The following is a 23715-nucleotide window of genomic DNA, read 5'->3' on the forward strand; positions in this document are numbered from 1 at the left end:
GGGAATAGCTCCCATGTAGGTCTACTACGAGCTAATAGCATTGAACGCAACATGCCAGAATAAATATAAAGCTTTGAAAGTAATCGAGAATTACTCATTCGAGGCACATCCGCATTCAATAAGCGAGGAACGTATGGTTCAAATAGTTATCGATGGTAAACATAGAATTGCCGAACAAGGGCAAACTTTACTCGAAGCAGCCAAAGTCTGTGGTGTCGACATTCCATCTTTATGCGGACTCAATAAAACGGCGGATAAAGTGCCCTGCGATCTTTGTGTCGTAGAAGTGGAAAGTGGCGGAACAAAACGTTCATGTGAGATTGAAGTCTATAATGGGCTCAATGTAATTACTCAATCTAAGGCTCTGAGCGCTCACCGAAAGAAAGCGCTAAACCGTATCATGACGGATCACTATGCAGATTGCGAAGCACCCTGTAAAACCGCCTGCCCTGCGGGTGTCGATATTCAATCATACCTATTCCATATCGCACAAAACGATCACCAAAAAGCAATCGAGGTCATCAAACGCACTCTTCCTATGCCTCTCTCAATTGGCCGCGTTTGTCCTGCTTTTTGTGAAACCGAATGTCGTCGAGGTTTAGTGGATGATTCCATCGCAATTCGACAACTTAAGCGACATGCCGCAGATGCCGATTTAGCCGCCCAAGAGAGCTATACACCACCGAAGAAAGCCGACAAAAATAAACGTGTGGCTATTGTGGGTAGTGGCCCTGGCGGATTAACCACGGGCTATTTTCTATCAAATGAAGGTTATTCAGTCACTGTATTTGAATCCATGCCTCAAGCGGGTGGTTGGCTGCGTTATGGCATTCCAGAATACCGCTTACCTAAAAGCATTCTCGATAAAGAGATAGAATTAATGTGCCGCAATGGCATGGTGATTGAGTGCAACAAAAAACTTGGTGTTGATTTTACCTTATCAAGTTTGAGTGAAGATTATGATGCCGTTTGTCTCGCGGTTGGTGCATCTCAAGCGGTAGAGATGAATTACACCGGAAGCGAACTTGATGGTTGTTATCTTGGTGTTGACTACCTAAAAGATTATGTAACTGAACAAACTTATACTACGGGTAAAAAAGTCGCCATTATTGGAGGTGGTAATACTGCAATTGACTGCGCAAGAACGGCAGTACGTGATGGCGCAGACACTACACTCATCTACCGTCGAACTCGCGATGAAATGCCTGCTGAAGATTACGAAATTGAAGAAGCAGAACATGAAGGGGTGAAATTTCACTTTTTAACCAACCCCGTCGAAAACATGAGCGACGACAATGGCCGTGTCAAAGAAGTTCGATTAGAGCGCATGAAGCTTGGTCCAGCAGACGCATCTGGCAGACGCAGTCCAAAACCGACAGGTGAATTTTTCACAGAAGCTTTTGATACGGTGGTTGCGGCAGTATCACAAAAGCCAGACCTGAGCTTTATGGATAACGAATCACTCGAAATTCCATTAACTCGCTGGAATACGGCGGACGCGAATCCGGAAACAATGCATAGCGGAACGGGCAACATATTCAGTATTGGTGATTTTCGTCGTGGCCCAGCCACCGCAGTCGAAGCCGTTGGTGATGGACGTATCGCAGCCGAAGCCATGGATCGCTTCTTCAATGGTGACATGGAAAATATCCCTGTTACTCCATTTAATTCACGTAAAGAGAAGAAGCTTAAGCAAATAGATCCGCTGCAATTTGAGAATCTACAAAAAGTCGCGCGTAAAATCATGCCGGAGCTCACCGCAGAACAGCGCGCACAGAGTTTTGATGAAGTAGAGACTGGCTTTGATAATGCTGATGCAATCGCTGAAGCAGCACGATGCTTAGAGTGTGGTTGCCAAGCCAATACTGATTGTGACCTTCGTGATTATTCGACCGAATATGGCGCAGTACAAACTTTCGACCATGCTATCGACATTCAATCGAACTACTACTGGCAAGAGAATCGCTGCAAAGAATCGCGTCAAAAATTCGAAGTCGATAGCAGTTCAGAATTTGTGATTTTCGATGCAAACCGCTGCATCAGTTGTGGTCAATGTGTACAAGCATGTCGAGATCAATCGGTGCACGGCATTCTAAGCTTTATGACCAATAAAGATGGAACGCCCGCTTCTCGTCCTGAATGCCGTCCAAACTTTGGGGCAAATAAAACCTTAATGGGTGATTCTAACTGTGTTCAGTGTGGCGCTTGCATTCAAGCTTGCCCAACAGGCGCAATGACCGATGCTCGTGATCGTTCTCAAGGCCGAACCGAAACATTAAAAGCGGTTGATACGATCTGCACTTATTGTGGTGTCGGCTGTAAACTCACCATGTATGTGGACGAGCAACGCAATAAAATTCAGTATGTTGAAGGGGCAAACTCTCCAGTAAACGAAGGCATGTTGTGTGTTAAAGGACGCTTTGGCTTCGACTTTATCGCCGATGACAACCGCTTAACCACGCCGCTCATCAGAAAAGATGGCTGGTTACAGCCTGCGAGTTGGGATGAGGCAATTACACTCGTCGCAGAGAAATTCAGTGCCATCAAAAATGGATTTGGCGGTAATGCCCTAGCTGGCTTCTCATCTGCCAAAACAACCAACGAAGATAACTATGCCTTCCAAAAGTTCATTCGTCGTGAGCTTGGAACGAACAATGTGGACCACTGTGCTCGGTTGTGTCACGCCTCAACCGTAACTGGCCTCGAAGCCTCGCTAGGAAGTGGCGCAATGACCAATGATATTCCAAGTATTAAACACTCGGATGTCATTTTCATCATTGGTTCAGATACCACTGCCGCTCACCCTATCATTGGGTCGCACATTAAACAGGCAGTGCGTCATCATGGAGCGCGATTGATCGTTGCAGATCCAAAACGTATTGATATTTCAGACCACGCGGAATTGTATCTAGCACACCGCCCCGGTACTGATGTGATGCTGATTAACGGGGTCATGCAGCAAATTATCAAACACGGTTGGTACGACCAAGAGTACATTGAAGATCGCGTCGATGGTTTTGATACCTTGCTGCAAGAGGTCATGTCACCTAGCTACGCTCTGGATAAAGTAGAGCTAGTGACAGGCGTTAAGGCAGACGATATTTTCGCAATGGCTCGTTTAATTGGTACTGCGGAACGCACCGCAGTTTACTACTCAATGGGGATCACTCAACATACAACAGGACACGATAACGTTCGTTCTATCGCTAACTTACAACTTCTTTGCGGTAATATCGGAATTGAAGGCGGTGGTATTAACCCATTACGCGGTCAGTCGAATGTTCAAGGTGCTTGTGACATGGGGGCTTTACCGAATAACTATCCGGGCTATCAGAAAGTATATAACCCATTAGTTCGCCAAAAATTTGCAATGGAATGGAACGCTCCAAACCTTCCTATCGAGTCTGGCTTAACCTTAACTGAAATTATTGACGCCGCATGTAAGCGTGAAGTGCGCGGTATGTACGTTATGGGTGAAAACCCGGTGTTGAGTGACCCTAACCAAGCGCACGTTATTGAGGGATTAGAAGCGTTAGATTTCTTGGTGGTACAAGATATTTTCTTAACTGAAACCGCTCAGTATGCGGATGTGGTCCTGCCCTCTTGCTCTTTTGCAGAAAAAGGCGGCCATTTTACCAATACCGAACGTCGAGTTCAGCGTATTAATCCTGCCGTAAAACCACCTGGCGAAGCAAAAGAGGACTGGGTGATCATCCAATCTATTGCTAATGCTATGGGCGGCGAATGGAATTACCAACACGTTTCAGATATTACAGACGAGATTGCCCGCGTAACACCACAATACGGCGGGTTACGTTGGGAGAACATCACCATTGATGGGATCCAATGGCCGAGTAACAAAAACAACCCTGAAGGCACTCGTATTATGCACCAAACTCAGTTTACTCGTGGGCGGGGTCAAATGGAGGCGATTCCATTCAGGTATGCTGCAGAACTGCCTGACGACGAATTCCCTCTTGTGCTTACAACAGGTCGCGTACTTGAACAGTTCCATACCGGCACGATGACTCGTAAAACAAAAGGACTGAACAACCTAGCCGGTCCACGTGCGATGATCAGTGTTGCTGATGCCGAAGCCCTTGGAATCAAGAACGGTCAACCACTAAGAGTATCGACTCGACGTGGTTCTATCGAAATTGATGCTTTTGTGACAAAACGAATGCAAAAAGGGGTGGTGTTTATTCCATTCCACTTTGTTGAGTCTCCTGTAAATAGACTTACAACCACCGCCACGGATCCTCATGCGAAGATCCCTGAGTTTAAAGTTGCAGCAGTGAAAGTCGAAGTGTTGGAGATGCAGCCACACTAAATTTTCCAAATTCATGACATAACGTCACAAAGCCCAGCACCTGTTGGGCTTTCCCTTTTATGCCTTTTTATTAGACAAACTTTGCTTGTAAAATAGTCGCAAGATCGGTTTTTAACCACTTGAATCAAAACAATAAAATTTATTATTGACTCTTATCCAGAATACGTTAAAGTACGTCTCGTCTTCAGTGAGTTGTCCCAGACAAAAGAATTTACGAAAATTGGAAACGTCTTTCGAGACAATGGTGCCGATTATCGCAATCAAGAATTGCGTGCCCTGGTGGTGGAATTGGTAGACACAAGGGATTTAAAATCCCTCGGCGTTCGCGCTGTGCCGGTTCAAGTCCGGCCCGGGGCACCATCTTTTAAAGCCTGTATTCTTTGAATTCAGCAATGCGACACTAGCTCAGCTGGTAGAGCGCAACCTTGCCAAGGTTGAGGTCACGAGTTCGAACCTCGTGTGTCGCTCCAAATTTCTTTAAGTAGAAAGTATTAAGCCCTGATAGAAATGTCAGGGCTTTTTTGCATCTAGAGTTAGTCCGCAAAGAGCACAACCTTACCAAGGTTGAGGTCACGCCTAATGGTTTAAAGAGAGGGAACCTCGTGTGTCGCTCCAAATTTCTTTATGAAGAAAGCATAAGCCCTGATAGAAATATCAGGGCTTTTTTGCATCTGGAATTGACCGGCTGAAAGCACAGTCTCGCTAAGGTTACGGTTAGGCTATGATGACAACTCGTGACCAGCCTCAGAATTAAAGAGATTGAATATTACCAAGATATTCAGGTTCGCAAGCAGGTTGATGTTCAGAAGCGGTTTGAGGCTGCCCCACGTTCTTCTTCAGCAAATGGATAAACTCACTTCTTGGCATCGGTTTATGGAAGTAGAAACCTTGTATGTATTTGACGCCCATTTTAGATAACACGGAAAGCTGAAGCTCGTTTTCAACACCCTCGACTATAAGCTTCATATCAAGAGACTTAGATAATTGGATCATCGATTCAAGCAAAGGTAGCCCAATGCTCGATTCATCAGTGATGTTTTTAACAAACACTCGATCTATTTTTAAGACTGAAAATGGAAATTGTCTAACAAAGTCTAATCCTGCGTACCCTGTCCCAAAATCATCAACGGCAATTTTCACCCCGAGTGCTGAGAATTTTTGAAGATTCAGGAGGATCTGCTTCATATTTTCTCCTGAGCACTCCCCATTTTCCGTAATTTCAAACACAATTTTTTGAAGCTCTTCAGTTTTTCCTTCAAAAATAGAGGTCACTTTGTCAAAAAACTGAGCGTTAGATGCTACTTTACGGCTTATGTTCACACTGACATAACGAGTTTCAAATAACTCAGGATTTTTATCGATCAGAGTGAGGGCTTCATAGAGTACAAAGTAGGTAAGCTCCTCGATTAAGCCTAAATTTTCAGCTAAAGGGATAAAAATAGCAGGTGATACCGCCCCTTCTATCGGATCATTCCATCTTAATAGAGATTCGCAACCCACCACTTCTTTGGAGCGTTGATCAACAATGGGCTGATAATGGACATGCAAGTGACCCTGATCTAACGCGTTGTTTAATGAAAAACCCAAACTTCTCTGAACAAGTCTTTTGTGTTGCTGAAAAACGATGGCGACGGTACTGACTCCTGCTATAAGAAATCCAAACCATATATAGTTCAACATATACTGAAAGTAATATAAGCCATCTATATACGAGGTGACAGAGAGTGGGTACTTCTTCGATTTAAACCGCTTATGAGATAAATAACGACTGCTAACACTTGGATTAATATCCCTTCCGATGACTTCAACTTTAGTATGAATATCATCTTTTCCAAGTTCTGACTGAACAACGTCATAGATATATTTCGGCGGAATGAGAAGACTCACTCCACCATTCTTCCCATTTGTGAATATCAACATTATCGATTTCAGACCAGTAACGGCTGCTCTTGAATAAGATAGTGTCGTATTCGTAGCCTCTAAACGCCTCTCTATAGACTCAAATAGTTGAAAAGACACACTACCGTCAGTCGTTGAGCAATAGAAAAGGCCACTAGAATCAAATAAGGCAGCCTCTTTCACCATATGGGTTCCAAAAACACTTTGTCGTAACTCCTGAACCATTAATGGACACCCTTTTTCAGAGCTATCTTGAGCAATGAACTTTTGGAAATCCGACTTGATTGCATCTAGCTTAACTTCAACAGAATGGACAGCATTTAACGTCACATTTTCGTAGTGTACTGAGGCAAATGGAACAAGGAGAAGCATGGACATGAAAAAGGAAAAAAGGAAAAACAAGACGGTTTTCACACCATCATTATATTTAAATGATATTTGAGGAAATGGCATTGAGTTTCCTGAGTCTATTACGCTGGTAGAGATAAGGTGGACAATTTATTTTTACCTTACGATATACATTTAAACAATTTGTTCAAGAACTCAAAGGTAAAATTATGACTCAATCCATAAAATACGCAATTTTAGGCATAAAAAAACCCAAGCTTAAAAGCTCAGGTTTTTTTATCAAAATCTGGAGGCGCCTCCCGGAGTCGAACCGAGGTCCACGGATTTGCAATCCGCTGCATAGCCACTCTGCCAAGGCGCCATATTTTTCAACGCGTTAGGGTGTTCCCTTTGCGTTGGGGCATACTTTACGGATTGAGCGAACAGAGTCAAACAAAAAAGTGAAAATTAAATTTGTTTGATTGTATTTACCTCAACTTGCTGAAGCTTTGATCTGATCTGTTATTTATTGAACAGCAATACTTAAGTGATGATTACCACTTTTTAATTAAACGCCCTACAATATTTGGATGATATGCCCAGTTATGATCAAACATCGACATCAACGCAGGGTTTCCATATTTAGACAAGCTCACGGCATGGAATCGATTCTTACGTGCTTTCAACTGCGCGACTTTCTTTAAAACCTCTTCAGGCTGCTTCGGCGCGATAAAGTCCGATAGAACAACTAAGTCAGCATTTCGATATTTATCACTACTCATCAGATCAATCGACTTGATCAGCACTGGTTCCAAATCTGTCCCGCCATGAAAACTGTAACTCAGAAAATCACTCGCCTCACGTAAGCCATCAGGCCGAGTAAGTTCATAAGTGATCTGTTCTGTAGAGAATAGAATGACATAGCATTCACGCTCTTCTGCTAGCGCGATTTGCATCAACGCATACGCCATCGCTTTTGCACACTGCTCAGGGAAGCCGCTCATTGAGCCAGAGGCATCAACACAAACGATAAAGGGCCCTTTCTCTACATCAAGCTGCTTATGTTCAGGCTTATGCGCTCTCACCTTACGTAAGGTGCGAGATTTGCCCTGCATACGATAGTTCATGAGACGTTTATCAACTAAATGTTTATAAAACACCACTTCAAGCTCTGGGTAGGCTAAAAACATGGTTTCATTTGGTAGAAGTTTATTTAAATCATCACTTTCATGAATGCCAACAATATCATCTGTCGCTTCATCACTTTTCTCTTCCACCATCTGCAGCTCTTCTGCTGGTGCTTTGTTTAAATCCGGATCATCCACCTGCCCAGCCATGCGACCAAGCTGCTCTGCGATCTCTTGTAATCCTTTATTCTTCTTTAAGAACTCTGCATGGCGTTTCATGACACTTAAATCAGTTCGGCTAAGCTTCGCAGACGCCATATCCCATAAGCGACCAACACTGCCTTCATCACCAGTATCTGTCACTTTATCCATGCTTTTCATGGTTTCCATTCGCTGATAAAGATCGGCTAACACTTTCTCTTTATTCACTTTAAGCTCAGACACTTGAGCTTGTTTAATCGCATCGGATAGACTTTTATACCACTGATCACAAAAGTAATGCGGGAACATAGGATTATTGATGGCTTTGTTTTTTTCAAGTAAGCGGCGGGCTTGAATATAGAAAGCAGAGTGCCACTCCAGCTCTTTTACGACGTCATTAATTTTTAAGAAAAATGTCGCTTCATCCCAATGGATCACTTCTTGATAAAGGGAGAGTTCATGCTGAAAACGTTCAGTTTCACATACTTTAGTGATGCGTTTTTTTACACTACCTCGCCACTTGTTCAAGTGGTTTTTGACTGAGCTTTTTACACCTTGATTTTCAGCCACCATCATCACTTGTGAACGTGCAAGTAGATCATTAACTGCGGTATCAATAATACCGGAGTCTGCAATCATCAGCGCTAAATTAAGTCCATCGGCTCCTAGCATGCTTACCCCTCTTACTCAAAAAAATGTTTCAGATTGATAATACGTTGCGCGATTTTTTCACTCTCTTTTTGAGTAGATTCAAGTAACTGAGAAACTAACTGCAAGCTCGATTCCATGGCAACAGGCAGCTCAGGGTCGATAAAGTTATGTGGAAGCGCTCCGTGGAAATTAGATTTCACAAGCCTTAAATGATGTTCTGCATTATGAAGCTGAGCTAAAGCTTGATCCGCTTTCGTGTTCCACTGCTGATAAACATTTTCATCCAATCCTTCAGTTGTCACCACGCTAACCAGCACTGCTCGATTAGCAATATCTTTTATGACCAACTGATTTGAAGCATCGAGATCGAAACGTAAACGACACAAGCTAGTGTTCTGGTTTACATAGCCATAGACATCCCCATGCCCCTCTTTGACGACTCGTTCAAGTTCATCTTTAGGTACATAAACCCAACGGCTATCCCCCTTTTCAGACTCCGAGACAGAGAGGTTACTTTGCAGGAGAACCAGTTTGACTAAGTTGGTGGCATTCCCCACTTTGTACTGCTTCGCTTTCGATGTATCAAATTGGTATACCTCTTTGCGCAATAGGCCAGATGCAGCTTCCATTGTGAGTACTACGCCAAACTGTGCTTCTAGTTCTGCTTGAATATCCGCTAACTCTTCTTTACACAGTTCGATTTGTTGAGTCACCTCTTGCTGATCAAAAGCATACTGCAAGGCGAACTCTTTGATCACATCTCGTACCAAATCCCTTGATTCTGGGCTGTTCCATAAACAGTCTTGCAGAAGAAGTAAATCAAGAGGATTAATGGCATCTCTTCCATTAAAGAAAGCACTTGCTTTGAGAAGCTTGACGGCTTTTTTCCAGCGACGATCAGATACATACATGTCCGAGACAGAGGCATCAATGCCTTTAGACTCGATGGTTTTTTCCAACATGCTCTTTAACTGGAACAGTTTTTCGAAGCAATCATCCGTCAGTTCTAGTTTTTCAAGCTCAGCTTGCCACTGGTGGTATTCCGTATCGGTAATGGCTAACCCTTCAGGAATGATGGCTTCTTGCGTCGTACCGACGGTAAGCATTGATTTAAAGTTCTGCTTATTTTGAATTCGATTGACAAACACTCGCACTAACATTCGATCATAAAGTGCATCGAGACCGCTCTCTTCATCGGGAAGCTCGTTGGATGCCGAAACCAACAACCTCATTGGAACTCGTTCGATTTCACTGCCATTCTTAAATGTCTTTTCATTCACAACAGTGAGCAGTGTATTCAGAATGGCAGGCCCTGCTTTCCAAATCTCATCAAGAAATACGACTTGAGCCGTAGGAAGATACCCTTCGGTTAAACGAACATAACGTCCATTATCTTTTAACTCTTGAATGCTTAATGGCCCAAACACCTCTTCCGGGGTAGAGAAGCGTGTCATTAAGTACTCAAAATAACTGCTATTATCAAATGCTTGTATCAATCGTTTTGCAATTAAACTTTTGGCAATGCCCGGAGGACCGAGCAGAAACACACTTTCGCCAGCGAGCGCGGCCAGTAAGCAAAGCTTTATCGTGTCTTCTCGTTCGTAAACACCATCTGAAAGCGCAGCAGCAAGCTTATTAATACGTTCCGAAAGCAATGCCTTTTGTGCATGAGACGCTATCGAGGTGTTTATCATTCCGGAACTCCTTGGGGAATATGTACTTTATAAATGTATATAATAAATATATACATTTGTTATCACTTTGTTACAAGTGTAATTTAAAATTTGACTCGTACTTATATCAGATCTGTGTACCACGGAATTCACGGCAATCATAGTTTGCACTTTTGGGAACTACATCACCTACTGAGGTGGTCAGTTAACAACTTTTTTGCATTTTTTTGCTTTCGCTAAACGTTATTTATCGTTAAGGTTTCTGCTATCAACCCAAAATTGGGCAGCATGCTAGAAAAAGTGACCCTATTTGCATGAGCAAAATTATCCATAGATGGAAAAACATATCCCTCATTGAAGAAGATATCGCCCTCCCCAACGGCAATACGATTTCTCACACTATGATCCACCACCCCGGCGCTGCAGTTATTCTTCCTGTGACAGAAAGTGGCAACATTATTTTAATCAATCAATTTCGCCCTTCATTAAAAAAGTGGCTCTTAGAGCTACCAGCGGGAACGATTGAGCCGGGGGAGCAGCCTCTAGAATGCGCTAAACGAGAACTAGAAGAAGAGACTGGATTCAGTGGTGAAGAGTTCATTTCTCTTGGCCTTGTCACTCCTCTGGCTGGGTTTTGTGATGAAATACAGTACCTTTATGTTGCAAAACAACTCAGTGAGACTCGTCGCTACGCTTGTGATGATGACGAAATTATCGAGGTTGTGACATTGTCACTTGATGAGTTGGAAGATAAAATACGACAAGAAAGCATCACTGATGCCAAAACTATTGCATGTTTAAGTAAAGCCAAACTTTGCGGTTATATTTAGGAGAATTTAAATGGACTTTCGTTCGGACACAGTAACAAAACCTACACAATCAATGCGCAATGCGATGGCGAAAGCAGTAGTTGGCGACGATGTTTATGGCGATGATCCTACCGTTAATGAACTTGAAGAGTGGGTAGCAAAAGAGAATGGGTTTGAAGCGGCTTTATTTACCACGTCAGGGACTCAAGCAAACCTGCTTGCTCTTATGTCTCACTGTGAACGAGGTGATGAATATTTATGTGGTCAACAAGCCCACAACTACAAATTTGAAGCCGGGGGCGCAGCGGTATTGGGGTCAATTCAACCTCAACCGATTGAGAACAACCCAGATGGCACTCTAGATTTTAATAAACTAACGGCTGCGATTAAGCCTGACGACAGCCATTTTGCCCGAACTAAACTGCTAAGTTTAGAAAATACGATTAATGGCAAAGTGTTACCGATGCAGTATCTGGCTGAAGCACGAGAGTTTGTCGATTTTCATGGCTTACAACTTCACTTAGATGGCGCACGAGTCTACAACGCTGCGGCAGCATTAGATGTGGAAGTCAAAGAGATCGGCAAATACTTTGATTCTATGACGATCTGTCTATCCAAAGGGCTCGCGGCCCCAATTGGCTCACTGCTGCTTGGTAATAAAGCCTTTATCGCCAAAGCAAGACGTATTCGTAAAATGCTTGGTGGGGGTATGCGTCAAGCGGGTATTCTTGCGGCGGCTGGAAAATTAGCGCTCACGGAGCAAGTCCCACAACTCAAAATTGATCATAGCAATGCCAAAAAGCTCGCGCTTGGATTAGCGGCAATAGATGGGTTTCATGTTAACCCTGAATTTATCCATACCAACATCGTGTTTGCAAAATTGGATAGCACGGTTGATATCAAATCTCTCGCGCAGAAGCTGTCTCAGGATGGCATTACCATCAGCCCTGGCAATCCAGTTCGATTTGTTACCCACAACGATATATCTGAGCGTGATATTGATACGGTACTAGAAAAAATTAAAGCCTATCGTTAAATCTCACTCTCTTTTTATAGAACGATGACTTGAGCTTCCCCTAAGGGGAGGCTTTAGTTTATTGTTCTATATTCTTAATGTGAGATTTTCATGACTAAACCTTTCCTGACTCATCTCGTTGCTTCTTTCTTTTATCTCACGTCATTGTCTACCACAGCGGCCTCTTTTGGAGACCCTAAACTTGGTAAGATAAAGTCGCCAAGCTGTGTATTCTGTCATGGACAAAATGGTATCGCGCAGAACAATACTTACCCCAATCTGAACAGCCAAAACCCACAATACCTTTTCAATGCCATGAAAGCTTATCAAAATGACCAAAGAACGGGCGATTACGCCAGCATGATGAAAACGCAACTTCAACGTCTTAATGATCAAGATCTCAAAGATATTGCGGCTTTCTATTCCTCTCAACCTTGATTACATTTCCTTCGTCCCTTAAACGAAAAAAGCCCCACCGAATAATCGGTAGGGCTTGGCGGTAAATAATCAAATTAGCCGGCAGTGGATGGTTTGATTTTATAGAAAATAGCAAATAGCACAGGTACTACAATCAATGTAAGTACCGTAGCAAAGCCAAGACCCGCCATAATCGTAACAGCCATTGAACCAAAGAACGCATCGAAGACAAGTGGAATCATGCCTAGTACGGTGGTCAATGCTGCCATTGAAACTGGTCGTACACGGCTAACCGCGCTATCAACCACAGCTAAGTAAGGATCCTTCCCACTCTCTAACTCGATATTAATTTGATCTAACAAAACAATACCGTTTTTCAAAATCATTCCACTTAAGCTTAGTAAACCTAAGAAAGCTGTAAAGCTAAATGGTAGATTTGAGCCAAGTAAGCCTACCGATACACCAATAATGGCTAAAGGTACTGTGAACCATATAACAAGAGGCTTGCGCACCGAGTTAAACAACAGCATCGTAATGATGAACATCAACAAGTAGCCCATTGGTAATGAACCAAACAGAGATGTTTGTGCATCTTTTGAAGACTCGTACTCACCACCCCAGTCAATAACATAGCCATCAGGTAGATGAAGATCTTCGACTTTTGGTTGCACGCGTGCAAATAAGCTCGCCGCGGTATCATTACCCAAAACATTATGGTCAGCTAATACTGTAAGCGTACGTTTTCTGTCTTGACGCTGAATCAGTGGCTCAGCCCAACTTAACTTAACGCCATCGATCACTTGTTCTACCGGAATGTAAGTTTGAAGGGTTGGGCTCCAAATTTTTACATTACTTAGCGATTCAAAATCGACACGCTCACTTTCTGGCAAGCGAGCAACAATCGGCAGCATATGCGTACCATCACGCAACAGCCCGATGGAACTTCCTCCGAAGGACATTTGCAATGTTTCTGACAGATCTTGCTTTGAGATCCCTAAACGACGCGCTTTAGATTCATTAAACTGTGGAACCAGTTCCTTCGTTCTTTCGCGCCAGTCATGTCGAATGTTTCTAGAACCTGAGTCAGCAGCAAGAATATCTTCTACTTGAATCGCAATATCACGCAATATTTGTGGATCGGCACCGCTGATCCTTGCTTCAATTTTAGACGCAGGCGAAGGGCCAAACTCCATCAACTTAAATTGGAATGATGGCTGGTCAAATTTCGTGGCTAACTCTTTATCCAGCAAGTGCAATAGGTCAAACATATGCTCACGATCATTCATTCGCACTTGTAGCTGACTGTATGCTTCGTAGCTTTTTTCTGGTTGATAGGTTAGTGCAAAACGCTGTAGCCCTTGTCCTGTCGAAGTAGTAACAAATTCAACATTATCCTGCGCACGAATATAACGCTCGACTTCTTTACTTTGCTTCGATGTTTCACGGATATCAGTACCTTCAGGCATCCACATATCAATGTAGAACATCGGTGTATTTGAAGGCGGGAAGAATTGTTGTTTCACTTGTCCAAACCCAATAATGGAGACGACCAGCAATCCAACCATTGAAGCAATGGTAAGCCATCTGAATCGTAATGCAAATGTCAGCATGGATTTAAATAGAGTGAATAGCGCCCCTTTATATGGGTCTATTTCTTCATCGCCATCTTGTGGTTTTTCATCTTTAAATAATAGATTAGCCAACAGCGGAGTGATGGTTAACGCAGTCACCCAACTTAGGAAAAGCGAATAGCATAGTACCCAGAAAAGATCGCCAAGGAACTCACCTGTCGCATCTTCAGACAAACCGATTGGAGCGAACGCAGTAATGGCAATAATCGTTGCACCAAGCAGTGGCCATTGTGTCTGTTTTACGATCTCATTAGCAGCTTGGACCTTCGTACGTCCTTTCTTAATGCCGACAAGGATGCCTTCAACAACAACGATAGCATTATCAACCAACATCCCTAGAGCAATAATCAAAGCACCAAGTGAAATCCTGTGCAGTTCGATATTATTCCACTTCATCAGAATGAAGGTGCCCATTACGGTCAGTAGTAATACCGAACCAATGATGATGCCGCTTCGAAGCCCCATAGCAAAAAGCAGAACGATGATCACAATAGCGACAGCTTCAGCTAAGCTGATAACAAAATCTTTAACCGATTGGTCAACTTCCGCCGATTGATTGTAAAAATAATTTAGCTCTACACCCGCAGGGCGAATGTTTTCAAGTGTTTGAAGCTCTTTGCTAAGCGCATTACCAACTTCAACAACGTTAACCCCTGAACTGAATGATATGCCAAGGTTGATCGCTGGTTTACCGTTATAAGTGACGATATTTGACGGCTTTTCTTGAATACCACGTGACACTTCTGCAACGTCTTTTAGGCGAATTAAGTTACCGGTATCACGTCCGTGAATGATCAGCTCTTCTAATTCTTCAACCGTGCTCATGCTGCCATTTGGTCGAATGGTAAGTTTTTGTCCATTGAGCATGACTTCACCAGCAGATTGAACACTATTTTGCTGATTCAATAAATTGTTCACGATGGACATGTCTAAATTGACCGCGGCAAGCTTCTCTAATGAGATCTCAACGAAAAGCTGCTCTTGTTGATCACCAGCTATACTCACTTTACCCACGCCCTCGACAAGTTCGATTTCGCGCGTTAGGTAATCGGCATATTGCTTAAGTTCAACATAGTCAAAGTCATCGCCCGTTAGCATGATCATCACGCCGTAAACATCACCAAAATCATCCATGACTTGTACAGAAGTGACACCAGATGGCAATGCAGGTCGAAGATCGTTGACCTTACGACGCATTTCATCCCAAATTTGAGGAAGTTCGTCTGGGCCATACTCCATCTTCATGCTCACCATCATTTGTGACATGCCGTTTGATGACGTTGATGTAATTTTATCTATGTACGGCAACTGACGGATCGCTTTTTCTAGCGGATATGTCAGCTCTTCTTCTACCTCTTGGGACGTTGCTCCCGGGTAGTTTGCAATGATCATTGCGTCTTTAATGGTAAATGCTGGATCTTCTAAACGACCTAGATCTGAAAATGAAACCACACCACCAATCGCTAATATAACGATAAATAACCAACTGATTACTTTGTTACGAATCGAGTACTCTGCGATAGTCATTGAGCAGCTCCTTTTAATTCCATGCCTTGACGAAGTTTTCTTAGATTAGACGTCACTAATACGTCTCCTTGAGTAATGCCAGATTCAACAATGACACCCTGACTGGTCGTTTCTTCAACGCCAACTTTCACTTTTTCAACCGCTCCATTGACCATTTTCCAGACAAAGAACTCACCCTCTTCTCTCCCTGCATCCAATGCTGTCATCGGCAACTGATATCCCTGAACAGTACTCAAGCCCGCTTTCATCATATCGACAGTGACAGTTGCACTTGTTCCAGGCATGATCATCTGGGAAACTTGCGGCATTTGTAGCCAAAATTCATAAGTTTGGGACTGAGGATGTAACTCACTCGTGTGCTCTAAATATTTCATCGGATAAGCTTGGTCAACCCCTGAGAATCGAACGCTAGGTTGATAGCTTTCTGAATTAACTTCTGGGTTTAGCATCGCCAAAACGCTGTCTGAAATTTGAATGCGTACGTAAACCGTGTCGTTTTTATATAGAGTAGCGACCACTTCACCTGCTGCTGTATTTTCAAAATTGTCTTTTGGAACGTCAGACACTAATCCATCAAATGGCGCACGTAGTTGTGTGTATTTGATGGCCATTTCCGCCGCTTTCAAGTTTGCAGACATCAATTTATAGTTCGCAGTCAATTCATCTAGTTCAGCTTTTGAGACCATCTCATTACGGTATAAGTCGTTGCCACGCTTCAGTTGGCGACTTGCTAGGTTTAATTGAGATTTCGCATCTTTTAGATTCTGCTTCGCTTTTTGATCGTCTAAAGTCGCAATCACTTGACCTTTTTTAACAAGTTGCCCAGGTTGAACAGCAACTTGATTGATTTCTCCTTCAATACGGAAGGATAAAGACGTTAACTCGGCCGCAACTACTTGACCGTTAAAGCTGCGATACTGGCTCTCTAAAGGTGCATCGACGGTTAGCGTTGAAACTTGTAATAGAGGTGACGGAGCAACAACATCTGCATCTGAACAACCTTGAAGGCCAGTCAGTGCCAACATTAATACAGATAATGAACCTATTTTTTTCACGTTATACGACATTAGATTCCACCTTCTCGTTGCCATACTTTCACTTGCTGTCCTTCCGAAATGTCACTAACGCCAGCAACGACGATGAGGTCACCCTGCTTCAAGCCATCTAATACGTAACCTTCGTCATCAAGCATCACTTGGGTCTTTTCAACTTGCTTGCTTTCACTATCAAAAAGCCAAAGTGTTCCTTTATCACTGTTTTTCGTGATCCACGCCGAATCCATAATCTTGAACCCTGAGCTTCTTTCACTATTCACTACTTGCACTTGCCCAGTCATGCCAGACAACAGGTTAATACCTTCAGGCTTAGTGATGCTAACAACCGCGGTATAGCTGTTTGTATCTTGATCGGCCTGAGTAGAGATCTCTTTGAAATTTGCAGGGATAAGGTGGGTCAAATGGCTATCCATTCGAACAAAAAGCTGCGTCTTTTTAATTGCGGATAAACCATTCTTTTCTACGTATTTCACCGGAATGCTGAACGTCACGTCCATCTTTACATTATTGATGAGGTTCAACACCACTTGCTTAGGCGCAACAAGTTCATGTGCTTTGCTGAAATCAAGTGATACAACACCATCAAAAGGAGCAGAAATTGCCGTGTAACTCAAATCTGTTTTCGCTTGCTCAAGGGACACTAAAGCAGCCTGGTAAGACGTTTCTGTTTGGTCAAAAGAATCGGTACTGATCAACTTCTTTCTGTACAGTTTCTCCGCTCTGTCGAATCGAGTTTTAGCCAGATCAAACTGAGCTTGTTTCGCATCTAGCGCAATTTGGTAGTCCGTAGGATCAAGCTGTGCTAACACCTGCCCTTTCTCAACTATCTCACCCATTCTTACTGGCACTGACTCAATTTCACCAGCGACTTGAAACGATAATTCTGCGCGCTCAGTGGCACCAATTTTCGCTAAGAAATTATCCGTATGCTGGCTAGATAGATCTGGAACCGTGATGAGTTTCACTGGCTTAATAATATTCTTTTGTGGTTCTGAGTTTGCTTGATTGCAGCCAACCATAAAAAAACTCAGAGCAATCACTGCCGTCAATTTCAGCTGACTACTAAATAACGATGGGGAGTTAATCATAACGAAATCCAATACGTTCAGGTTTATTATACATGCGGGCAGTATATAGTTATTTATGTTCAGATCAAGTATACTTTCCACCTGTGCAGTAATTATTTTTATGAAAAATATTGTGAAATCTGATAAAAAGACAGCTTAGATGATAAGAAGGTTCGTATGACGGAAAGAAAACAAGGTCGCCGCTGTGCTCTGGCGGCAGAAGAGACAAAGCATCAAATCATTACCGTTGCCGCTCAAATGTTTTGTGAGCTCGGGTATGAGCGTGTTTCACTAAGAAATATCAGTGAGAAAGCTGGCGTTTCACACAGTTTGATCCGTCATCATTTTGGCAGCAAAGAGAACATTTGGTACTCCATTAGTGACTCTTTACATGAGTATATGCTGGCGTATATGAAGCATATTCTTCAAGAAATGCCACAAGGATTGACCGCAAATACAACGCTCTATCTATTTATAACTAGAATGCAAGCACACATGCTCATTAGAAAAGAGCCAATCCAGTTTATCGCTGATGCTGTGAGGCAGGCCGGAGAGCTATTAGACTACTTTATTGATAGCGTGGGTGAAATTGAAGCGGTGGTGTATAAGCTTGAGGCTGACTATAACCGAGATTTTCCGGAAACGCCGATCCGCATAGAAGAGATAAAGTGGCAATCCATCATGTCTGCGCACGCCGCTGCGAGTCTCACTCCATTCATGAAAGAGACTTGGGCCAACGAAACAACTTGTGAGTCACAATGTTTACTTAATCACTGGCAGATTTTTAATCAAAGTATGGTTAGAAAACTCCATATTGCCCCGCAAGATGAACTGAAACCGACCTCACTTAATGAGATAGTTTATGAAGTAGAATGCAAGATGAACTGTAACCGAAAATCGGACTTATCCGAGTGATTTTCGATAAAATGGCACCACGAGAGGTTCAAGGATAATCTTGCTTCCCAGCGACCGACTAAGACGTTAATACCAATGTGAAGACAGTAACTTATGGAAAGGCTGAATGGGAATCAAAACATAGCCCAAGAGCCTTACATAAACCTAGCATTCAATACTATGTGTCTCATGCAGATATTGTTGCTCAAACTTTTTGATATCAATCGCTGGAGACCAGTAATAACCTTGTCCGACTTTACCTCCGAGCCGTTTTATCACAGTAAGCTCTTTGTGCGTCTCAATTCCTTCGATGACAACTTCAGCGCCAAAAACATCCGCCATATTCAGTAGTATTCGGACAATTTTTTGATTCGTCACATTATTTTCTATCGACTTCACAAACATCATGTCTATTTTTACTTCATCAATATTCAATTGGCTTAGATAAGCCATTGATGAATAGCCTGTACCGAAATCATCAATTGAGATAGCGAAGCCCAATTGTTTAATGTCACAGACACGTTTAATAAGCTCACTGGAGTTCTCTAACTCTTGAGATTCAGTAATTTCGAAAGTGATATAATGAGCATCGACTGAAAACTCATCTCTTTTGAATTGCAAAAAATCGATAAAATCCTTTTGTCGAAGATCAAGAACCGAAATATTGATAGACAGTTGAATGTCGACTCTTCGCATTGCAACCCAAGCAAACATTTTTTCAATTGCGATACGAGTGAGGCTATGAATTAGACCACTTTGCTCAGCAATTGGAATGAATTCACTCGGTGGTATCATGCCCAAAGAAGGGTGCGTCCAACGCATCAAGGCTTCACCACCAACAACGATATTCGTGTGCAGATCAAATTTTGGTTGAATATAGATATCGATTTTTTGATCGTATATCGCCAGCCTAAGATCATGCAAAATTCTTACATGACTCTCTATCTTTTCAGTCATTTTTTCGTTGAATTGCCGCCATTTTAAACCACTTTTCTGAGCCTCTAGCAATGCCATATAAGCCTTTTGATGGAGGCTTGAAATACCATCATCTCCATCACTCAGATTCGCACTCGCAGCCCTAAGATATAAGTCTGAAAAATATATACTGCTCGCTAATTGCTTTTGCCAAATATGAAGCACCTTTTCTATTTGCGTTTCGGTGTTCTCGTCATCAGTTACAAAAATTAAAGTCTGCTGTGGAGGAATACACACACCAAAATGTTCCTGATCTAAACTCATGCTCAGCTGCCAAGGTAATTCAGAGATTGGTTTGGCTACTTTAGATAACAACGTGTTAGTTTCAACTGTGACGATTTCATTACCCAATGTACTAATGAGATGATCTAATCCTTCGACATAAATTAAAATCAACTTGACTCGTTTTATATCGATGCCACGAGCAATGAACTGATCATTCAGAACATATTGATAGAAATGCTGATTGGGCATATTCAACGTTTGATCAATCAAGCGGTGCTGTTTGTCTTGGTGTTCTTGATATTGTAATCGCTTCGCAAGCCCTACCGATAGCAGATATAACTCAGCTAACACACCAAGCATAAAACTGTGTAAGGTCACTATATTCTGTGGTAACACATTCGCATAAGTAAGAAATCCACCCGCAGCCCCGACAAAGGTACACACCCAAGAAAGTAGATAAAACAGTGCTGGAGAATATTTCTGTTTCAACGCGATGATAGCAGTACTGATACATATATAACTGACAACGACAATAAGAACCGAGGTGACATACATCCGTTGCAATTCAGCAATTTGAAAGCTTACCACCAGCAGAATAATGAAAAACCACGAACTTTTTCCAATAAGCTTTCCTAACGTCGGTCTAAATTTTTTGATATCTAGATAATGGAAACCAAACCGTAATACGCACCAAAGCATCAATAGGTGAAAAACACCCATATGAGTGCCTAACCATCGGCAAAATACATCAGGGAAAATTAAATAGCCAAAACCATGTAACGGTGCAAATTGAAGAAACATACAAAGTTGCAGCAGTAAGTACCATCCATATTGCGAACTATGTCGATTTAGAGAAAATATAAAGCCATTATAAACCGCTAACGCAAGGAACATCCCTATAACGCCACCCCAAAGAAACAGTGTATTCATGTGCTGACGGGCGAACTCAGGTTCATCCATTAAAACCAAAGGCATAATGGCAGGACCATCACTTTGCTTTTTTATCAGCAATGTGAGTTGCTCATCGTCTTGAATTGTAAACTCAAAATTTACGCCCTTATACGGTTCATTCGTCATAGGCCTATCGAGAATTCCGAGCGACTCAGCCTTTATCAGCGTCGTATCTTTAAATAGATAGAAATCTAAATGCTGCAATAGGTGGCTTTGAGAAAGCAATACTAGATTTTTAGGCCGCTTAAGCTGTGAAGCAGACAGTTGGATTCGATACCAATACGTATCGGCATTTGGAGAGGTGGAATGTTGGTATGAGGCCGTATCAAAATTTGCATTTTCGAGCATGTATTCAGCTGAGTTTGAATCAATATCAAGAGCAGTATCTAAAGGCGACGTTAAATTTTGTTGTTCAAATCTGTCATCTATATTCAATTCAGACGCAGTTAAAGAGCCACTAAATATTAGAAAGCAAATCCATAATGATCTAAACATAAGTGAACGAATGCCTCCTTGGCCTACTCCACGAATATGCAACTGAAATTCACGTGAGTGGCTCGTCACTTTAGTAGCAAGTGACAATACGTTGAATATTATGCCCTGCTAAAATGATATGCCACTTTACGTATATTTCAAATAATGTCGCTTGAATCTGTTGTTCACCGTCATAAATATGAAAAAACATTTAACTCCTGTGCCAACACGCAAAAAGTGACCATTACGTTCAATTATAAGTGAGCCGTAATTTGTTAGGTTTGGTATGATATTTAATGGTACTAATTATTATGTATATATTTCTTTATGTAGAAATATCAGGCTTTTATATAACTAAAGTCAAATTACAAACCAATCAATTTATCAGCTTGGAATATAAATAATGGCACGCAATAAAGATAAAAAAAGTGGTAAAGGATCCGCTGGGCAAAATAGAAAGCAAAGTGAAGATTTTCTTGTCAAATATCAACAAAAATCGGACGTCACGATGACTGATTCCGGCTTAATGTATCGCGTGATTGAAGCTACGAATGAACGCAAACCAACAATGGATGATAGTGTTGAGGTTCATCAAAGAATTCTGTTAACTGACGGGAAAATTATCGCAGATACATACAAGACCAACAGCCCAGAAAAATTTAGTGTGGAAGAAGCAATAGACGGTTTAACCGAAGGACTACAATACATGACATTAGGTTCTCGCTATGAATTTGTAATCCCGCCAGATTTGGCGTGGGGGAAAAAGGGAAATCGCAGTAGCATTGGACCGAATGCTGTTTTAACTATCGATATCCGCTTATTGGATATATTTTAATCCACTGGTGGATATAACGAAACGGCTTTGTTTTCACCAGACAAAGCCCGTTACCGTTTACCACTAGATATCAGTTTAAGTGAATAAGCCTTATGTGAGTCGATAAAGCCGATAGCTGTCTCAGCAATACACATAAACTATCCACATAAGCTATCGCGTATCAACTCACCCATCCAAACCCCGACGACTAAATCCGCACAGGCGAATTCTTAACGCTTCGCTTTGCCTCGGTTCTGATGAATTTTCAACTTAGCCTTCATTTTGCGCTTGTCGGCTGAGCGTCCTTTTTTATGTGGCGTGCGATCTTCTTCAACATCGCCAAGCAAACTCGGTTCAAAACCAGCTAACCACTCTTGCGGTAAGCGAGTATCAAGTAGCGTTTCTACCGCTTCAAGTAAGTATTCTTCGTCCCTACTCATTAGTGATACCGCTAAGCCTTCGTTACCTGCTCGGCCTGTTCGCCCAATTCGATGCACGTAATCTTCCGCTTTGTAAGGTAATTCAAAGTTCACAACTTGTTCTAGTTGCTGAATATCCAGTCCCCTTGCGGCAACATCTGTCGCAATAAGAGCGCGTACTTTGCCTGATTTAAAATCATCGAGCGCTTTCTGACGTGCGCCTTGACTCTTATCTCCATGAATGGATGCTGCTTTGATCCCGTCCAATTTCAGCTCTTTGACAAGCACATCTGTTCCCTGTTTAGTCTTAGTAAAGACAAGAACTTGTTGCCAGTTTCGAGAGCCAATAAGATACGCCAATAACTCGCTTTTACGTTTTTTATCAACGGGAAAGACAAGTTGCTTCACTTTATCTGCGGTGCTATTTGAAGGTGTGACTTGTATTTCAGTCGGATCACGCATCATATCGTGCGCTATTTTCTTTATCTTTTTATCAAACGTTGCCGAGAAAAATAAAGTCTGACGCTCATCGTTCATTCGACGAAGAATACGTTGGATATCAGGCATGAACCCCATATCTAGCATACGATCGGCTTCATCAAGCACTAAAGTTTCAGTTTGGTTTAAAACAATGTTTTTCACAAAGAGGTGATCAATAAGACGCCCCGGAGTCGCCACCAAAATATCAGCACCTCCTCGTAGATTCTTTGTTTGAACATGCATACTCGTTCCACCATAAGCAACAACGACTTTAACATCGCTACCTTCGGCATAACTTTCTAAATTATCAAAGACCTGCTGAGCAAGCTCTCGCGTCGGAACCAAAATCAACGAACGAACCACTTTGCTATGAGACTCTCTATCAATTGGATTCTGGGATAAACGTTGAATGATAGGGAAACCAAAAGCGGCCGTTTTCCCTGTTCCCGTTTGAGCGCCTGCTAATACATCTTTTCCTGCTAAAACATGAGGAATTGCGCGCTCTTGCACGCTAGTAGGTTGCGAAAAGTTCAGTTTCGCCAGTGTTGCGAGTATTGATTTGGAAAGACCTAATTGGTCAAAGGTAAGAGTGGTATCAGACATGAATTGCGCTCAAATATCAAAGAGGCGCGGATTGTAACAAAACTGTTCATCGCTTTCACGAATTACTGTGGTTCTTAATTACTGTAGTTTTTAGTTACTACCGTTCTTAATTGCTATGGTTTTTAATTGCTAAGGTTTTTAATTGCTAAGG

General features: G+C 42.3%; 14 protein-coding genes and 3 tRNA genes. 8 read left to right on the forward strand and 9 right to left on the reverse strand.

Features of this window, described 5'->3' with window-relative positions; genetic code table 11:
* Nucleotides 1–133: 133 nt before the first annotated feature.
* The 3 genes from fdhF to OCV39_RS19830 all read left to right on the forward strand — a co-directional run bounded on the left by fdhF (nt 134) and on the right by OCV39_RS19830 (nt 4800).
* Complete coding sequence (gene fdhF / locus OCV39_RS19820; RefSeq protein WP_261889798.1) at nt 134–4330, forward strand: formate dehydrogenase subunit alpha; 4197 nt, start codon at nt 134–136, stop codon at nt 4328–4330.
* A 273-nt stretch (nt 4331–4603) separates the two neighbouring features.
* Nucleotides 4604–4690, forward strand: a tRNA-Leu gene (locus OCV39_RS19825).
* Between the two features lie 34 nt (nt 4691–4724).
* Nucleotides 4725–4800 (forward strand) — tRNA-Gly (locus OCV39_RS19830).
* Nucleotides 4801–5080: 280 nt separating this feature from the next.
* Here the strand turns inward: OCV39_RS19830 and OCV39_RS19835 are convergent.
* The 4 genes from OCV39_RS19835 to OCV39_RS19850 all read right to left on the reverse strand — a co-directional run bounded on the left by OCV39_RS19835 (nt 5081) and on the right by OCV39_RS19850 (nt 10229).
* Entirely contained in the window at nt 5081–6682 is a 1602-nt protein-coding gene (locus OCV39_RS19835; RefSeq protein WP_261889799.1) for an EAL domain-containing protein, read from the reverse strand.
* 182 nt (nt 6683–6864) lie between these two features.
* Nucleotides 6865–6938, reverse strand: a tRNA-Cys gene (locus OCV39_RS19840).
* A gap of 172 nt (nt 6939–7110) precedes the next feature.
* On the reverse strand, nt 7111–8556 hold the full coding sequence (viaA, locus tag OCV39_RS19845) for an ATPase RavA stimulator ViaA (RefSeq protein WP_113797888.1): 1446 nt from the start codon (nt 8554–8556) through the stop codon (nt 7111–7113).
* 11 nt (nt 8557–8567) lie between these two features.
* Nucleotides 8568–10229, reverse strand: coding sequence for an ATPase RavA domain-containing protein (locus OCV39_RS19850; protein ID WP_261889800.1), 1662 nt, complete (start codon nt 10227–10229; stop codon nt 8568–8570).
* Nucleotides 10230–10522: 293 nt separating this feature from the next.
* Between OCV39_RS19850 and OCV39_RS19855 the strand changes: the two genes are divergently transcribed.
* From OCV39_RS19855 to OCV39_RS19865, 3 genes are all read left to right on the forward strand, one after another.
* Nucleotides 10523–11038, forward strand: coding sequence for an NUDIX hydrolase (locus OCV39_RS19855; RefSeq protein WP_017053117.1), 516 nt, complete (start codon nt 10523–10525; stop codon nt 11036–11038).
* Between the two features lie 10 nt (nt 11039–11048).
* The gene (gene ltaE, locus OCV39_RS19860; RefSeq protein ID WP_261889801.1) at nt 11049–12053 is read left to right on the forward strand and encodes a low-specificity L-threonine aldolase; all 1005 of its coding nucleotides are present in this window, start codon (nt 11049–11051) and stop codon (nt 12051–12053) included.
* Nucleotides 12054–12143: 90 nt separating this feature from the next.
* A complete protein-coding gene (locus tag OCV39_RS19865; protein WP_017053119.1) occupies nt 12144–12470 on the forward strand; it encodes a c-type cytochrome in 327 nt (108 codons plus the stop codon).
* 74 nt (nt 12471–12544) lie between these two features.
* Here the strand turns inward: OCV39_RS19865 and OCV39_RS19870 are convergent, their stop codons facing one another.
* The 3 genes from OCV39_RS19870 to OCV39_RS19880 are packed head-to-tail and all read right to left on the reverse strand — an operon-like array spanning nt 12545 to nt 17750.
* Nucleotides 12545–15607, reverse strand: coding sequence for an efflux RND transporter permease subunit (locus tag OCV39_RS19870; protein ID WP_261889802.1), 3063 nt, complete (start codon nt 15605–15607; stop codon nt 12545–12547).
* The gene (locus OCV39_RS19875; protein WP_261889803.1) at nt 15604–16674 is read right to left on the reverse strand and encodes an efflux RND transporter periplasmic adaptor subunit; all 1071 of its coding nucleotides are present in this window, start codon (nt 16672–16674) and stop codon (nt 15604–15606) included. The genes OCV39_RS19870 and OCV39_RS19875 overlap by 4 nt, the downstream gene beginning before the upstream one ends.
* Nucleotides 16674–17750 (reverse strand): efflux RND transporter periplasmic adaptor subunit, encoded by a 1077-nt coding sequence (locus tag OCV39_RS19880; RefSeq protein ID WP_261889804.1) that lies wholly within the window; start codon nt 17748–17750, stop codon nt 16674–16676. The genes OCV39_RS19875 and OCV39_RS19880 overlap by 1 nt, the downstream gene beginning before the upstream one ends.
* 156 nt (nt 17751–17906) lie before the next feature.
* On the opposite strand from OCV39_RS19880, the gene OCV39_RS19885 reads away from it, so the two are divergent.
* The gene (locus OCV39_RS19885) at nt 17907–18644 is read left to right on the forward strand and encodes a TetR/AcrR family transcriptional regulator (RefSeq protein ID WP_113797875.1); all 738 of its coding nucleotides are present in this window, start codon (nt 17907–17909) and stop codon (nt 18642–18644) included.
* 144 nt (nt 18645–18788) lie between these two features.
* Here OCV39_RS19885 and OCV39_RS19890 read toward each other — a convergent pair whose 3' ends face one another.
* On the reverse strand, nt 18789–21269 hold the full coding sequence (locus OCV39_RS19890; protein WP_261889805.1) for an EAL domain-containing protein: 2481 nt from the start codon (nt 21267–21269) through the stop codon (nt 18789–18791).
* Between the two features lie 382 nt (nt 21270–21651).
* Here OCV39_RS19890 and OCV39_RS19895 point away from each other — a divergent pair, with 382 nt between their 5' ends.
* On the forward strand, nt 21652–22083 hold the full coding sequence (locus OCV39_RS19895) for an FKBP-type peptidyl-prolyl cis-trans isomerase (RefSeq protein WP_017053124.1): 432 nt from the start codon (nt 21652–21654) through the stop codon (nt 22081–22083).
* A gap of 209 nt (nt 22084–22292) precedes the next feature.
* Here OCV39_RS19895 and OCV39_RS19900 read toward each other — a convergent pair whose 3' ends face one another.
* Nucleotides 22293–23564, reverse strand: a complete 1272-nt coding sequence (locus tag OCV39_RS19900) for a DEAD/DEAH box helicase (protein ID WP_171757209.1) — start codon at nt 23562–23564, stop codon at nt 22293–22295.
* Nucleotides 23565–23715: the final 151 nt, after the last annotated feature.

This window comes from Vibrio cortegadensis, assembly GCF_024347395.1.
GTDB classification, from domain to species: Bacteria; Pseudomonadota; Gammaproteobacteria; order Enterobacterales; family Vibrionaceae; genus Vibrio; species Vibrio cortegadensis.

Coding starts and splice junctions, on each gene's coding strand:
- fdhF (WP_261889798.1), top strand. CDS start 134: ATGGTTCAAATAGTTATCGATGGTAAACATAGAATTGCCGAACAAGGG.
- OCV39_RS19835 (WP_261889799.1), bottom strand. CDS start 6,682: ATGCCATTTCCTCAAATATCATTTAAATATAATGATGGTGTGAAAACC.
- viaA (WP_113797888.1), bottom strand. CDS start 8,556: ATGCTAGGAGCCGATGGACTTAATTTAGCGCTGATGATTGCAGACTCC.
- OCV39_RS19850 (WP_261889800.1), bottom strand. CDS start 10,229: ATGATAAACACCTCGATAGCGTCTCATGCACAAAAGGCATTGCTTTCG.
- OCV39_RS19855 (WP_017053117.1), top strand. CDS start 10,523: ATGAGCAAAATTATCCATAGATGGAAAAACATATCCCTCATTGAAGAA.
- ltaE (WP_261889801.1), top strand. CDS start 11,049: ATGGACTTTCGTTCGGACACAGTAACAAAACCTACACAATCAATGCGC.
- OCV39_RS19865 (WP_017053119.1), top strand. CDS start 12,144: ATGACTAAACCTTTCCTGACTCATCTCGTTGCTTCTTTCTTTTATCTC.
- OCV39_RS19870 (WP_261889802.1), bottom strand. CDS start 15,607: ATGACTATCGCAGAGTACTCGATTCGTAACAAAGTAATCAGTTGGTTA.
- OCV39_RS19875 (WP_261889803.1), bottom strand. CDS start 16,674: ATGTCGTATAACGTGAAAAAAATAGGTTCATTATCTGTATTAATGTTG.
- OCV39_RS19880 (WP_261889804.1), bottom strand. CDS start 17,750: ATGATTAACTCCCCATCGTTATTTAGTAGTCAGCTGAAATTGACGGCA.
- OCV39_RS19885 (WP_113797875.1), top strand. CDS start 17,907: ATGACGGAAAGAAAACAAGGTCGCCGCTGTGCTCTGGCGGCAGAAGAG.
- OCV39_RS19890 (WP_261889805.1), bottom strand. CDS start 21,269: ATGTTTAGATCATTATGGATTTGCTTTCTAATATTTAGTGGCTCTTTA.
- OCV39_RS19895 (WP_017053124.1), top strand. CDS start 21,652: ATGGCACGCAATAAAGATAAAAAAAGTGGTAAAGGATCCGCTGGGCAA.
- OCV39_RS19900 (WP_171757209.1), bottom strand. CDS start 23,564: ATGTCTGATACCACTCTTACCTTTGACCAATTAGGTCTTTCCAAATCA.